Annotated in this window: 14 protein-coding genes; 11 read left to right on the forward strand and 3 right to left on the reverse strand. The window is 69.6% G+C overall.

Annotated elements, in window-relative coordinates; all coding sequences use genetic code 11:
• Positions 1-655, reverse strand: a 655-nt coding sequence (locus HUX53_RS15335; RefSeq protein ID WP_309237241.1) for a nucleotidyltransferase domain-containing protein, incomplete at its 3' end; no start/stop codon positions are given.
• 196 nt (positions 656-851) lie between these two features.
• Between HUX53_RS15335 and HUX53_RS15340 the strand changes: the two genes are divergently transcribed.
• From HUX53_RS15340 to HUX53_RS15390, 11 genes are all read left to right on the forward strand, one after another.
• Positions 852-2,153: an ABC transporter substrate-binding protein gene (locus tag HUX53_RS15340; RefSeq protein WP_176403867.1), complete on the forward strand. Its 1,302-nt coding sequence runs from the start codon at positions 852-854 to the stop codon at positions 2,151-2,153.
• A gap of 2 nt (positions 2,154-2,155) precedes the next feature.
• Positions 2,156-3,142 carry a carbohydrate ABC transporter permease gene (locus HUX53_RS15345; protein WP_176403868.1) on the forward strand — a complete coding sequence of 329 codons (987 nt, stop codon included), beginning with the start codon at positions 2,156-2,158 and terminating at the stop codon, positions 3,140-3,142.
• The gene (locus tag HUX53_RS15350; RefSeq protein WP_176403869.1) at positions 3,139-3,963 is read left to right on the forward strand and encodes a carbohydrate ABC transporter permease; all 825 of its coding nucleotides are present in this window, start codon (positions 3,139-3,141) and stop codon (positions 3,961-3,963) included. Before HUX53_RS15345 ends, HUX53_RS15350 begins: the two co-directional genes overlap by 4 nt.
• Before the next feature lie 26 nt (positions 3,964-3,989).
• On the forward strand, positions 3,990-5,615 hold the full coding sequence (locus HUX53_RS15355; protein ID WP_176403870.1) for a glycoside hydrolase family 13 protein: 1,626 nt from the start codon (positions 3,990-3,992) through the stop codon (positions 5,613-5,615).
• Positions 5,616-5,625: 10 nt separating this feature from the next.
• A complete protein-coding gene (locus HUX53_RS15360; protein ID WP_176403871.1) occupies positions 5,626-6,672 on the forward strand; it encodes a LacI family DNA-binding transcriptional regulator in 1,047 nt (348 codons plus the stop codon).
• Positions 6,673-6,871: 199 nt separating this feature from the next.
• Positions 6,872-8,167 carry an ABC transporter substrate-binding protein gene (locus HUX53_RS15365; RefSeq protein ID WP_255205284.1) on the forward strand — a complete coding sequence of 432 codons (1,296 nt, stop codon included), beginning with the start codon at positions 6,872-6,874 and terminating at the stop codon, positions 8,165-8,167.
• Positions 8,168-8,286: 119 nt separating this feature from the next.
• Complete coding sequence (locus HUX53_RS15370) at positions 8,287-9,279, forward strand: carbohydrate ABC transporter permease (protein WP_176403873.1); 993 nt, start codon at positions 8,287-8,289, stop codon at positions 9,277-9,279.
• Positions 9,276-10,175, forward strand: a complete 900-nt coding sequence (locus HUX53_RS15375; protein WP_309237242.1) for a carbohydrate ABC transporter permease — start codon at positions 9,276-9,278, stop codon at positions 10,173-10,175. The genes HUX53_RS15370 and HUX53_RS15375 overlap by 4 nt, the downstream gene beginning before the upstream one ends.
• Complete coding sequence (locus HUX53_RS15380; protein ID WP_176403874.1) at positions 10,172-11,596, forward strand: GH1 family beta-glucosidase; 1,425 nt, start codon at positions 10,172-10,174, stop codon at positions 11,594-11,596. The genes HUX53_RS15375 and HUX53_RS15380 overlap by 4 nt, the downstream gene beginning before the upstream one ends.
• A 37-nt stretch (positions 11,597-11,633) precedes the next feature.
• On the forward strand, positions 11,634-12,644 hold the full coding sequence (locus tag HUX53_RS15385; RefSeq protein WP_176403875.1) for a LacI family DNA-binding transcriptional regulator: 1,011 nt from the start codon (positions 11,634-11,636) through the stop codon (positions 12,642-12,644).
• 14 nt (positions 12,645-12,658) lie between these two features.
• Positions 12,659-13,141, forward strand: coding sequence for a nucleoside deaminase (locus HUX53_RS15390; RefSeq protein WP_176403876.1), 483 nt, complete (start codon positions 12,659-12,661; stop codon positions 13,139-13,141).
• A 14-nt stretch (positions 13,142-13,155) separates the two neighbouring features.
• Here the strand turns inward: HUX53_RS15390 and HUX53_RS15395 are convergent, their stop codons facing one another.
• Positions 13,156-13,479 carry a hypothetical protein gene (locus tag HUX53_RS15395; protein ID WP_176403877.1) on the reverse strand — a complete coding sequence of 108 codons (324 nt, stop codon included), beginning with the start codon at positions 13,477-13,479 and terminating at the stop codon, positions 13,156-13,158.
• A 73-nt stretch (positions 13,480-13,552) separates the two neighbouring features.
• Positions 13,553-13,939, reverse strand: a complete 387-nt coding sequence (locus tag HUX53_RS15400; RefSeq protein ID WP_176403878.1) for an SSI family serine proteinase inhibitor — start codon at positions 13,937-13,939, stop codon at positions 13,553-13,555.
• Positions 13,940-14,420: the final 481 nt, after the last annotated feature.

The following is a 14,420-nucleotide window of genomic DNA, read 5'->3' on the forward strand; positions in this document are numbered from 1 at the left end:
TCGGAGATGTGTATAAGGGGGGTGGGAGGGGGCTGTGGTCCAGTGCTCCGGCGAGGTCGACAGTCAGGGAGGTGCGCCAGGTTTCGATCTCGTCCCACGGGACCTCGCCTCGGCGGACGGCTAGGAGGCGGTCGCGTAGGTCGCCTACGTCCACGCGTAGGTCGCCGTGGCGGACGAGGTGGGTGCCGGTCACCAGGAGGCGCAGCATGTGCATGACCTGTTTCCAGCGCGGGGGGCGGCCGTTGCGCAAGTCGGCTTCCAGCTTGCGGAACTGGGCCTCGGCGTAGCGGAGGAACGTGCGGTGCGCGTGCCGGGAGAGGAAGGCCGTGCGGACGGCCAGCAGCTCCTCGCCGATGGGTGTGACCTTTTCGACGATGGGTGACCACAGGCACTCCAGGACGGTCGGGTTCGCGCCGAGCGCCAGTTTGCAGAACCGCTCCAGTTCCCAGGAGAACTGCTCGGGCAGCGGGCCGTCCAGGTGGGTGGGCGGCTTGGTGAAACGCCAGAACAGCGGGGCCGGGGCCGCGTAGACGCCGCGCCGGTCGACGTCGCTCGCATCGGTCGCCAGCCCGTAGGCTCGCGACCCGGTCACCACCGACAGGATCGTGTGGTCCCGGACGAGGCCGAGTGCTGCGTCATGGTCGGGGATCGTCACGGGGGCAGCCTGGCGCAGGGTCCGCGGGCGCGTCGAGGCGTTTGTAAGTCGATTACAGAATGGGCACGAACTTGCTGAAAATTTCTGCAAGAGGTTTACGAGACTGAAACGCGTTGCTAACGTCCCGGTCCAGTCACCCCAGTACAGACCTGCGGGACGGCGGCCCGGTGCGGCTCGTCCTGCGAAGGAGGACACCATGCGGCGCATCCCCCTGATCGGCGGCACCGTCATGTGCGCCGCTCTCGCGCTGTCGCTCTCCGCCTGCGGCGGCGATGACGACGGTGGTGCGAAGGGCGGCGGGGGCACGGCGGCCCTGGAGGGCCGCGGCCCCATCACCTTCGTCACCGGCAAGGACCGCTCCGGCAACCTGCAGAAGCAGGTGGACGCCTGGAACGCCGAGCACGCCAAGGAGCAGGTCCGCGTCATCGAGCTGCCGGACGAGCCCAACGACCAGCGGCAGCAGATGATCCAGAACGCCACCACCAAGTCGGACGCCTACTCGGTGCTCAACCTCGACGTCGTGTGGACCGCCGAGTTCGCCGCGAACCGCTGGCTCGCCGAGCTGCCCAAGGACAAGATCGACCTGTCCAAGATGCTGCCCGCGACGATCACCACCGGGCAGTACCGCGACCGGCTGTACGCGGTGCCGTCCACGTCCGACGCCGGGATGCTCTACTACCGCGAGGACCTCCTCAAGAAGGCCGGGATCACCGACCCGCCGAAGACCTACGACGAGATGTGGGACGACTGCGAGAAGGTCAAGAAGCTGCCCGATGCCAAGGACATCGACTGCTTCTTCACCGAGGTCAACAAGACCGAGAGCCTGACGATCAGCGCGGTCGAGGCGATCGGCAGCGCCGGCGGCTCGATCATCGGCGCGGACGGCAAGCCGACCCTGAACACCCCGCAGGCCAAGCAGGGCGTCGAGTTCCTCGTCAACGCCAAGAAGGAGCACATGCCGAAGGAGGCCGTCACCCTCGACACCGAGGGCGGGCGCCGCTACTTCCAGTCCGGCAAGCTCGTCTTCCAGCGGCAGTGGCCCTACCAGTACGCGCTGGCGAACTCCGACGACGGCTCGTCCAAGGTCGCGGGCAAGTTCGCTGTCGCGCCGCTGCCCGGCCCGACCGGCCCCGGCGTCGCCAACCTCGGCGGCCACAACCTCGCGATCTCCGCGTTCGCCAAGAACAAGGCGACCTCGCTCGACTTCATCCGGTACCTGACCGGTGAGCAGTCGCAGCGCGCCAACCTGCTCGCCACCTCGCAGGCCCCGACCCTCGCCGCGCTCTACGACGACCCGGAGATGGTGAAGAAGTTCCCGTACCTGCCCGTCCTGAAGCAGGCCATCACGAACGCCAAGCCGCGCCCGGTCGCGGTCAAGTACGGCGACGTGACCGCCGCGATCCAGGGCGAGATGTACGACGCGGTGACCGGCAAGAAGCCCGTCGACCAGGCCTTGACGGACCTGCAGGCCAAGCTCCAGCCACTGACCGCCCAGTGAGCATGACGACCATCAGGACTCCGTCCGCCGCGGACACCACCGCGGCGGACGGGCCGCGCAGGCGCAAGCGCGACGTGCAGGGCACGAAGCGGCTCGCGGCGCTGCTGCTGTCCCCCACGCTGCTCGTGCTCGCGCTGGTCATCGGCTACCCCGTCCTCGCCGGCTTCCGCGAGTCGCTGTACGCGCGCGGCGAGGGCCTGGACGCGCAGGGGTTCGTGGTCGAGGGCGACCGGTTCGTCGGCCTCGACAACTACACCGCGATCTTCCAGGGCGACCGCGCCGACGCGTTCTGGAACGCCTTCTCCAACACCACGTTCTTCACGCTGACCACGGTCGTGCTGGAGACGCTGATCGGCGTCGCGATGGCGCTGATCATGCACCAGGCGTTCAAGGGACGGGCGATCGTGCGGGCCAGCATCCTCGTCCCGTGGGCGATCCCGACCGCGATCTCCGGCCTGCTGTGGCGGTGGATCTTCCAGGCGGACGGCGCCGCGAACGCGGTGCTCGGCCAGCAGATCCTGTGGACCGCCGACGGGTTCCCCGCCAAGATGGCCATCGTCATCGCCGAGGTGTGGAAGACCTCCCCGTTCATCGGGCTGCTCGTCCTCGCCGGCCTGCAGATGATCCCCCGGGACGTCTACGAGGCCGCGCGGGTGGACGGCGCCGGGCCCGTCCAGCAGTTCTGGCGCATCACGTTGCCGCTGGTGAAGCCCGCTTTGCTGGTCGCCGTGCTGTTCCGCATGCTGGACGTCCTGCGCATGTTCGACCTGCCCGCCGTGCTGATCGGCGTCAACCAGAAGTCGGTGGAGACGCTGACGATGATCGCCTGGTTCGAGGCGTCCAACCTGCGGTACGGGTCGGCGGCGGCGTACGCGACCGTCCTGTTCCTGTACATCGCGCTGATCGCGTACCTGTTCGTGAAGCTGCTCGGCGCCGACATCATCGGCGAGGCCCGCCAGCAGTCGAAGCGGCGGAAGAAGGCGGCATGACACAGACGAAGCGGCTGCTGTCCTACCTCGGGTTCGCGGCGGTGGCGGTCTACTGCCTCGCGCCGTTCTACTGGATGACGGTCTCGGCGTTCCGCCGCCCGCAGGACCAGTTCGACAACTCGGTCATCCCGGCGCGCTGGTCGTGGGAGAACTTCTCCGCGGTCTTCTCCAGCGGCAACGGCTTCGGGCGGGCGCTGCTGAACAGCGTCATCGTTGCCGGCAGCACGACCGTCCTCACCCTGCTCATCGGCACGTTCACCGCGTACGCGCTGGCCAGGCTGAACTTCCGGTTCAAGAACGCGGTGCTCGGGCTGATCATCGCGACCACGATGTTCCCGGGAATCTCGCAACTCGTCCCCTTGCTGAAACTCTTCACGGACATCAAGTGGATCAACACCTACCAGGCGATGGTGCTGCCCAGCCTCGGGTTCGCGCTGCCGCTGTCGGTGTGGCTGCTCACCGCGTTCTTCCGGCAGCTGCCGTTCGAGCTGGAGCAGGCGGCGATGGTGGACGGCTGCACCCGCGGCCAGGCGTTCCGCAAGATCATCGTCCCGCTGGCGGCGCCCGGGGTGTTCACCACGGCGATCCTGACCTTCATCGCCGCGTGGAACGAGTTCCTCATCGCGCTGTCCATGGTCAACAAGAAGGAGATGCAGACCGCCACGGTCGCGATCTCCAAGTTCACCGGCGTCTCCGGGTTCGACCAGCCGTTCGGCACCCAGATGGCGGCCGGGGTGATCGTGACCGTCCCGCTCATCGCCCTCGTGCTGGTCTTCCAGCGCCGGATCGTCGCCGGGCTCACCGCCGGCGGCGTCAAGTAGCTCCCGACCCGATTCGAAGGATGTTCATGACCCAGGACACCCTGCTCGCCCGCGCCTCCCACGAGGAGGCCGGCACCCGCTGGTGGCGCGACGCCGTGATCTACCAGGTGTACGTGCGCAGCTTCGCCGACTCCGACGGGGACGGCGTCGGCGACCTGCCCGGCATCCGGTCGCGCCTGCCCTACCTGGCCGGCCTCGGCGTGGACGCGCTGTGGCTGACCCCGTTCTATGTCTCCCCGATGGCCGACTTCGGCTACGACGTGGCCGACTACCGCGACGTCGACCCGCTGTTCGGCACGCTCGCCGACGCCCGCGACCTGATCGCGGACGCGCACGGCCACGGCCTGCGGATCATCGTGGACGTCGTGCCGAACCACACGTCCGACAAGCACGCCTGGTTCCAGGCCGCGCTCGCCGCCGCCCCCGGCTCCCCCGAACGCGCCCGCTACATCTTCCGGGACGGACGGGGGCCCGAAGGGACAGAACCCCCCAACGACTGGGAGTCGGTGTTCGGCGGCCCCGCCTGGACCCGGCTGCCGGACGGTCAGTGGTACCTGCACCTGTTCGCGTCCGAGCAGCCCGACCTGAACTGGGAGAACCCCGAGGTCCACGCCGAGTTCGCGGACATCCTGACGTTCTGGCTCGACCTCGGCGTGGACGGCTTCCGCGTGGACGTCGCCCACGGCATGGCCAAGGCCCCAGGGCTACCGGACGTCGGCCACGCCAACCAGGTCGAAATGCTCGGCACGGCCGTTCTGCCGTACTTCGACCAGGATTCCGTCCACGACATCCACCGCGCATGGCGGCGCCTCCTCGACTCCTACGACGGCGAGCGGATCGCCGTCGCCGAGGCATGGGCGCCCACGCCGCAACGGCTCGCCCACTACACCCGTCCGGACGAGCTGCACCAGGCGTTCAACTTCCACTACCTGACCGCCGCCTGGGACGCGGACGAGCTGCGCCAGGTGATCGAGGAGTCCCTCGCCACCGCCGGGGAGGTCGGCGCTCCGGCGACCTGGGTGCTGTCCAACCACGACGTGAAACGGCACGTCACCCGGTACGGCGACGGCGAGCAAGGGCTGCGCCGCGCCCGTGCCGCGGCGCTGCTGACGCTCGCGCTGCCCGGCTCGTCCTACGTCTACCAGGGCGAGGAGCTGGGCCTGCCCGAGGTGCTCGACCTGCCGGAGGAGTTCCAGCAGGACCCGCAGCGGCTGCGCGGCGAGGGCGCCGGCCGCGACGGCTGCCGCGTCCCGCTGCCGTGGGACGGTGAGGAGCCGCCGTTCGGCTTCGGCGCGGGCGCCGCCTCGTGGCTGCCGATCCCCACCGCGTGGCGCGACCTGACCGTCGCCGCGCAGACCGCCGACCCCGCCTCCATCCTGGCGCTTTACCGCGAGGCACTGCGCATCCGCCGCGACCACCCGTCCCTCAGCGACGGCGAACTTCGCTGGGAGGCCAGTCCACCCGGCACACTTGTCTTCGTCCGGGAGAACGGGGGAAGGCGGCTCGCGTGCGCGGTGAACACGGGCACCCGCACGGCCCGCGTCCCCCTGAACGGAACCCCGCTCCTCGCGAGCGGACCGATCCACGTAGCCGGCGGGCACGCAGAGCTGCCCCCGGACACCGCTCTGTGGTGGGACGCCGAGGAGGTCTAGGTTGAAACCCATGACGACACGCCTGGCGGACATCGCGGCGCATGCCGGGGTGAGCGAGGCGACCGTGAGCCGCGTGCTCAACGGGAAGCCGGGCGTGTCCCCGAGCACGCGCCAGGCGGTGCTGACCGCCCTGGACGTGCTCGGCTACGAGCGCCCGGCCCGGCTGCGCCAGCAGCGGGCCGGGCTGATCGGGCTGATCATCCCTGAGCTGACCAACCCGATCTTCCCGGCGTTCGCCGAGGTCATCGAGAGCGCGCTGGCCCGGCATGGGTACATGGCGGTGCTGTGCTCGCAGGCGCCGGGCGGCGTGGCCGAGGACGACTACATCGAGATGCTGCTGGAGCGCGGCGTCGCGGGGATCATCTTCGTCAACGGCCTGCACGCCAACGCCAACTCCGACCGGGCCCGGTACGCGCGGCTGCTGGAGCAGGCGCTCCCGATCGTCCTGGTCAACGGGTACCGGCCGGACATCGACGCGCCGTACATCTCGAACGACGACGTCGCGTCGCTGGAGGCGATCGTCGCGCATCTGGCCGCAATGGGCCACCGGCGGATCGGGCTGGCGATCGGGCAGGACGTGTACGTGCCGACGCGGCGCAAGACCGAGGGGTTCCGGCGCGGCATGGCCGCGCACACCGACCTCACGCCGGACGAGGTGGACGAGCTGATCGTCAACACCATGTACACGGTCGAGGGCGGGCAGGCGGCCGCGGCGAAGCTGCTGGACGCGGGCTGCACGGCAATCTGCGGCGGCAACGACATCATGGCGCTCGGCGCGATCCGGGCGGCGCGGGCGCGCGGTCTCCAGGTGCCGGAGGACGTGTCGGTCACCGGCATGGACGACTCGCTCCTGACCGCCTACCTCGACCCGCCGCTGACCACGATCCGGCAGTCGGTGCGGGAGATGTCGATGGCCGCGGTGAGCACCGTCCTGGACGAGATCCGCGGTGCTCGCGCGCCCCGCACGGAGCTCCTCTACCGGCCGGAACTCGTCGTCCGGCGGTCCACGGCGCCGGCTCCGGCGGCGGCCCGCCTGACTCCCGTCAACGAGGGCTGACCCCCCTGGTCGCAAGCCGCTGACCCGAGACTGACCGGCTGTCGGACGGGGCCTGACCACCCTGGCTTCATGGCTAGGTTGTTGTAACGGTTATGTTTCGGCGCATTGACAGTGAGCCCGGTCACGGTCTTTCCTTCGTGGGAGCGCTCCCACACCGGTGCACACCACAACCTGAGAGGGGTCCGCCATGAGGGCCATCATGCGGCGCGGACTGAGTACGGCGATGGCCGCCGTACTCGTCGGCAGCCTGTCCGTCGCGTGCGGCGGCGACGACGGCGACGAGGGAGGCTCCGACAGCGGGCCGATCGAACTGACCGTCGACGTCTTCGGCGAGCCGGGTTACGACGCGCTCTACAAGCAGTACGAGCAGTCCCACCCCAACGTCAAGATCAAGCAGCGCAAGGTCTCGACGCTGGACGAGTACAAGCCGCGCATCCAGCAGTGGATGGCCACGGGCAGCGGCGCCGGCGACGTCGTCATGCTGGAGGAGGGCATCCTCCCGCTGTACATGCAGCAGCCGAACAAGTTCGTCAACCTCTTCGACCAGGGCGGCAAGGACCTGGAGAAGAACTTCCTGCCGTGGAAGTGGCAGATGGGCGTCACCCCGGACGGCAAGCAGCTCATCGGGCTCGGCACCGACATCGGCCCCCTCGCCATGTGCTACCGCAAGGACCTCTTCAAGAAGGCGGGCCTGCCCACCGAGCGCGAGAAGGTCTCCGAGCTGTGGTCCACGTGGGACCAGTTCCTCGAGACGGGCAAGAAGTTCCAGGAGAAGGTGCCCGACACCAAGTGGCTGGACGGGCCGACCGCCGTGTTCCGCGCCACCGTCCTGCAGAACGCCGGCAACGGCCCCGGCTACAGCTTCTTCGACAAGAGCAACAACCTCGTCTACGACAGCAACCCCGCCGTCAAGCAGGCGTTCGACACCTCGCTGAAGTTCGCGGAGAACAAGCTCACCGCGAACATGTCGATCTTCACCCCGCCGTGGCAGACCGCCCTCAAGCGGGACACCTTCGCCGCGCTGCCGTGCCCGTCCTGGATGCTCGGGGGCATCGAGGAGTTCTCCGGCGACTACGGCAAGGGCAAGTGGGACGTCGCCAAGACCCCGGGCGGCGCCGGCTACTGGGGCGGCTCCTGGCTGGCCGTGCCCAAGCAGACCAAGCACGCGAAGGCCGCCGCCGAGCTGGCCAAGTTCCTGACCTCCCCCGAGGGCCAGGTCGCCGCGTACAAGGCCGCGAACGTCTTCCCGTCCTCGCCGCAGGCCGCGCAGGACCCGGCGGTCGCGGGCGCGAAGAGCGAGTACTTCGGCGACGCCCCGGTCGGCAAGATCTTCGGTGAGCTGGCGGCCGGCGTGAAGCCGGTCTACCTCGGGCCCAAGAACGAGGACGTGCGCGCCGCGGTGGAGAACGTGCTGATCTCCGTGGGCCAGGGCAAGCAGAAGCCGGGCGACGCCTGGACGAAGTCCGTGGACGAGGCCAAGAAGGCCGCCAGGTAACCCCCGGCGACCCGTGACCACGGCGGCGGCGCCGCGCTGTTACCTCCCCGCCGGCGCCGCCGCCGTTCCCATTCCGCCTCTCCCGCTTCGTCCCGTCCTCGGAAAGGAGGCGCACGACGATGACCACCGATCTGCGCCCCAGCCGGAACGGCCCACCGCCCCCGCCACCGCCGGCGAAGGCCCGGCCGGGCGCCGGCCGCGGCTGGCGGTCCCGGCTGGCCCGGCTCGATGTGAAGGCCGCACCCTACGCCTTCATCTCGCCGTTCTACATCGTCTTCCTGATCTTCGGCGCGTTCCCGCTCGTCTACACCCTCTGGGTCTCCCTGCACGACTGGGAGCTGGCGTCCGGCACGCGCAAATTCATCGGGCTCGACAACTACGACTACCTGCTGACCGACGCCGACTTCTGGCACGCGACGGTCAACACGCTCGGCATCTTCGCCGTCTCGACCATCCCGCAGCTGCTGATCGCGCTGCTGGTCGCGAACGCGCTGAACCGGCGGATGCGGCTGCCCACCCTGTTCCGGATCGGCATGGTCGCGCCGCTGGTCACCTCGACCGCCGCCGTCGCGATCGTGTTCACCCAGATGTTCGACACCAACTGGGGCATGGTCAACTGGGTGATCGGGCTGGTCGGCATCGACCCGATCCATTGGTCGAGCAGCCGCGGCTGGTCCTGGATCGCCATCGCCATGATGGTCGACTGGCGCTGGACCGGCTACAACGCGCTGATCTACCTGGCCGCGATGCAGGCGATCCCGAAGGACCTGTACGAGGCCGCCGCCATCGACGGCGCCTCCCGGATCCGGCAGTTCTGGCAGATCACGGTGCCGATGCTGCGGCCCACGATCATCTTCACGGTGATCATCTCGACGATCGGCGGGCTGCAGCTGTTCACCGAGCCCGTCCTGTTCAGCGTCGGCACGCCGAACAAGATGGACGGCGGCCCGATGCACCAGTTCCAGACGATCACGATGTACATGTACGACAACGCGTTCGGCCATGACCGGTACGGCTACGGCGCCACCGTCGCCTGGGCGCTGTTCGTGATGATCATCGTGTTCTCCCTGATCAACTTCCTGGCCGTCCGGCGCACGGGAGGCACCAAGTGACCACGCTCCTCGCAGGCCCCGGCGGCCGGCCGAACGCCAAGCACGCCGCCGCCCGGCCCGGCCGGTTCCGCGGCATGTGGAACGCGAGCCCGCTGACCTACCTGACGCTGATCGTCGCGCTGGTGCTGTCGATCTTCCCGATCTACTGGATGATCATCGTCGCGACCCGCACCAACAGCGTGGTCTCCGACGTCCCGCCGCCGCTGCTGCCCGGCGCGCACGGCACCGACAACGTCGGCCGGCTGTTCGACAACCCCGAGGCCTACTTCGCCAAGGGCCTGCTGAACTCCGCGATCGCCTCCGCGGCGGTGACGGTCTCCACCGTCTTCTTCGCCTCGCTGGCCGGGTTCGCGTTCGCCAAGCTGCGCTTCCGCGGCAAGAACGGGCTGCTGCTCACGATCATCGCGACGATGATGATCCCGGTGCAGATGGGCATCATCCCGCTGTACATGATCATGGTGAAGCTGGGCTGGACGGGCCAGCTGCAGGCGGTCATCGTCCCGTTCCTGGTCACCGGGTTCGGCGTGTTCATGATGCGGCAGTACGCCGACCAGGCCGTCCCGGACGAGCTGATCGAGGCGGCCCGCGTCGACGGGTGCACCACGTTCGGCATCTATTGGCGGGTGGTGCTGCCCGCCCTGCGCCCGGCCGCGGGCGTCCTCGGCCTGTTCACGTTCATGCAGACCTGGAACGAGTTCATGTGGCCGCTCGCGGTCCTGCAACCGGACAACCCGACGGTGCAGCTGTCCATCAGCAACCTGGCGAACGCGTACTTCAAGGACTACACGCTCATGTTCGCCGGGACCAGTGTGGCCATCCTGCCGCTCCTCGTCGTGTTCATCATTTTCGGCCGCCAGATCATCGGCGGAATCATGGAAGGTGCTGTGAAGGCGTGACCTCCCTACAGGACGACACCAGCGCGGCTCCCGCCGCCCCGTTCCCGACCGGGTTCCGCTGGGGGGCGGCCACCGCCGCCTACCAGATCGAGGGAGCCGCCGGGGAGGGCGGGCGCGGGCCGTCCATCTGGGACACCTTCTGCCGCACGCCGGGCAAAGTCCTCAACGGTGAGACCGGCGACGTCGCCGTGGACCACTACCACCGGTTCCGCGAGGACGTGGCGCTCATGTCGAGCCTCGGCCTGACCGCGTACCGGTTCTCGATCTCCTGGCCCCGGGTGCAGCCCTCCGGGGCCGGGACCTTCAACGACGAGGGCCTCGACTTCTACCGGCGGCTCGTCGACACGCTGCTGGAGGCCGGCATCGAGCCGTGGCCGACCCTCTACCACTGGGATCTCCCGCAGCCGCTGGAGGACAAGGGCGGCTGGCCGGAGCGCGAGACCGCGCACCGGTTCGCCGAGTACGCGGCGCACGTGCACGCGGCGCTCGGCGACCGCGTCCACCACTGGACGACGGTGAACGAGCCGTGGTGCGCCGCGTTCCTCGGCTACGCGTCGGGCGAGCACGCGCCCGGACGCCGGGACGCCGCCGCGTCGCTGCTGGCCGCGCACCACCTGATGCTCGGCCACGGCCTCGCCGTCGAGGCGATGCGGGCGCGCCACCCGGACAACCGGTTCGGCGCGGCCGTCAACCTGTACGCGGTGTCCCCGGCGTCGGACGACCCCGCCGACGTGGACGCGGCGCGCCGCATCGACGGCCTGCAGAACCGGCTGTTCCTTGACCCGATGCTGCTCGGCCGCTACCCCGACGACGTCCTCGCCGACACGGCGCAGTGCGGGTTCACCCCGCCGGACGCCGACCTGCCCGTCATCAACCAGCGGATCGACCAGCTCGGCATCAACTACTACTCGCGGCACACCGTCGCCGGCACCCCCGGCGAGGCGGCGCAGACGGCGTCGTCGCCGTTCTCGACGCACTCCCCCTGGGTGGGCAGCGATCACGTCCGGTTCGTCCCGGCGGGGCGTCCCGTCACCGGGATGGGCTGGGAGATCGACGAGCGCGGCCTGCACGAGGTGCTGACCAGGCTGCACACCGAGTACCCGTCCGTCCCGCTGTACATCACCGAGAACGGCGCCGGCTACGACGAGACACTTGACGGGAATGGCACGGTCCAAGACGCGGAGCGCATCGCCTACTTGGACGCGCATCTGCGCGCCTGCCACGACGCCATTTCCGAAGGAGTGCCGCTGGGCGGATACTTCACCTGGTCGCTGCTGGATAATTTCGAATGGGCTTGGGGCTATTCGAAGCGTTTCGGGCTGGTGCACGTCGACTACGCCACGCAGCGCCGCGTGCCCAAGGACAGCGCGCGCTGGTACGCCGGGGTGATCCGGCAGGGCGGGCTGCCCGAGCGGGCCTGACGCGGGGGACGGTGGACGGTACGGAGAAGGGGGCCGGATGACGGGCAGGAGCACGCGCCCGACATTGGAAGAGGTGGCGGCGCGCGCCGGCGTGGGCCGCGGCACGGTGTCGCGCGTGGTCAACGGCTCGCCGCGGGTCAGTGAGCAGGCGCGCGAGGCGGTGCTGCGGGCGATCGAGGAACTCGGCTACGTGCCGAACCGCGCGGCCCGCACGCTCGTCACCCGCCGTACCGACACCGTGGCGCTCGTCGTCGCCGAGTCGGACCAGCGGCTGTTCGGCGAGCCCTACTTCGCCGGGATCATCCGCGGGATCAGCAACGGGCTCGGCGACACCGGGCTGCAGTTGCTGCTCGCCCTCGCCCGCTCCCCCGCCGAGTACGGCCGGCTGGAGGAGTACCTCACCACCCAGCACGTGGACGGGGTGCTCCTCACCTCGCTGCACGCCGAGGACCCGCTGCCCGCGAAGCTGGAGGCCAACGGCGTGCCGACCGTCCTCGGCGGCTGCCCGCCCGGCCTGACCCCGGTCAGCTACGTCGACGTCGACAACCGCAGCGGCGCCCGCGAGGCCGTCGGCCACCTGATCGCGGGTGGCCGGCGGCACATCGGGACGATCGCGGGCCCGCAGGACATGGGCGTGGGCATCGACCGGCTGGCCGGCTACCGGGAGGCGCTCGCCGACGCGGGCCTGCCCGAGTACGTCGCCTACGGCGACTTCGGCGAGGCCAGCGGCCTCTCCGCCGCGGAGAAGCTGCTGGCCGCCGAGCCGCGGCTGGACGCGGTGTTCGCGGCCAGCGACCCGATGGCGTTCGGCGCCCTGCGCATCCTGCACCGGCGCGGCCGGCGCATCCCGGACGACGTCGCGGTGATCGGCTTCGACGACTCGTCCGCCGCGCCGCTCGCCGACCCGCCGCTCAGCACCGTCCACCAGTCGCTGGAAGAGATGGGCGTGGAGATGGCGCGGCTGCTGGTGTCCCGGATCGGCGGCGAGACGGTCGCGGACCCGGTCGTCATCCTGCAGCCCCACCTGGTGATACGCGAGTCGGCCTGATCTACGATCGCCGGATGGGCTACGAACCGTCCGCGGACGAGCTGATCCATCTGAACCGCTGCGTCGAGTTGGCCGCCGAGGGCCTGGAGTCGGCCGACGAGCCGTTCGGGTCGGTGCTGGTCGCCGCGTCCGGGGAGGTCCTGTTCGAGGACCGCAACCGGGTGGCGGGCGGCGACCAGACCCGGCACCCGGAGTTCGAGATCGCCCGCTGGGCGGCCGCTCACCTGACGCCGTCCGAACGAGCGGCGGCGACCGTCTACACGTCCGGCGAGCACTGCCCGATGTGCTCGGCGGCCCACGGCTGGGTCGGCCTAGGCCGCATCGTGTACATCATGTCGTCCCGACAACTGGTCGCACTCCGCACGGAACTGGGCGTCCCCCCGGGCCCGGTCAACGCAATCCCGATCCAGGAGGTGGCACCGGGCATCCGCGTGGACGGACCGGTCGCCGCCCTCGAAGCGACCATGCGCGACCTGCACACCCGCGCCTGCGCCTGAGGGCGGCGACGACTTCACCGCCGGATCAGCGCCTCCAGCCGCTCTACGGCGGCCCGCCAGTCGGACGGCAGCCAGCACCGCGTAGCCCGATGCCCGTCATAAGTGAGGGTGTAGGTGAAGTGGTCGGCCACCTGACACCCCGCGTCGGACGACTCCGTGGTGACGACACCATCGAGCGCGTCCCGCAGACCGCGCATTTCGCCGTCCGCCAGCACGACCCTCTTACCATTCACGAGGGCCGTTCCGGAATTCCCGACGGTCACCCGTTCCTGAACTCCAGCGAACCCACCGGTACGCTCGTAGGTGACCAGCACGTCCGGCCCGGTGAAAGCGAGCATTGACGCCTCCTTTTCATGCGGGCCGCCGGACAGCACCCCGCTTCCCCATTCCGGCGGCCCGCGGTCCGTGGGTTTACTTACCGAAAAGGATTCCGCCGGTATCCCGGACGGCGACACACCGGTTCGGGAACACCTGCTCGAAGTGCCGGGGCTCGCCGCGCCACCTGCCGTGCGCGCTCACCCGCACCGGCGCGTACTCCAGCGTGCAGGCCCCCGCCCGCGCGGGGATCTTCCCGACCTCGCCGTCAACACCTCTGAGCTGGTCACAGGCCCGGGACGCGGCGTCGAGCGTCCCTCCGTCGGGGTCGCAGTACAGGCTGCGAACGCTGCTGGGACCGTGCTCCGGCGCCACCGTCAGCATGTAGGCGCCGGCCGGTGCGTCCGCCTGCGCGGGCGCGGCCTGTGCGAGGACCGCCATTCCCGCCAGCACGGCCGCCCACCGGAATCGGGCACGCGACATGTGCATGTCTTCCTCCCTGGATTGGCCCGCCGCGATCTGCGGCACTGGGCCGGCCGGGACGCCGCATTGTGGTGGACGTCCCGCCGCATCCAGACATTAGGCGCCACAAACTCCCACAAACAAGGGCAGACAAAGTCCCAATCCGGCCACCGGTAAACACTTAAATCAAGTCTGCCCAATCGTGCAATGCCACTTGCCCACAAATTGACCCGCGCATGTGATATCCGATCCCGCTCACCGGGAGAGCGCCCACGCCACGCCCGCGAGCCTCCGATGATGAACCATGCCGTGCGCTCACCAGGCCATCGCCAACCTGATCTACCGCTACGCCGAGTGCGTGGACAACGCCGACTTCCCTCTGTGTCAGGCTCAGGTGGGACACAAGGGGATGAAGTTCCCTAACTGATGTGAACAGGGCGAGAACGGGTACTGAGCAGAGTGACGATGACCAGCCACGATCTTCCTTCCGGTGACGGGCCGC

Origin of the sequence: Actinomadura sp. BRA 177 (assembly GCF_013372625.1) — a bacterium.
GTDB lineage: Bacteria > Actinomycetota > Actinomycetes > Streptosporangiales > Streptosporangiaceae > Spirillospora.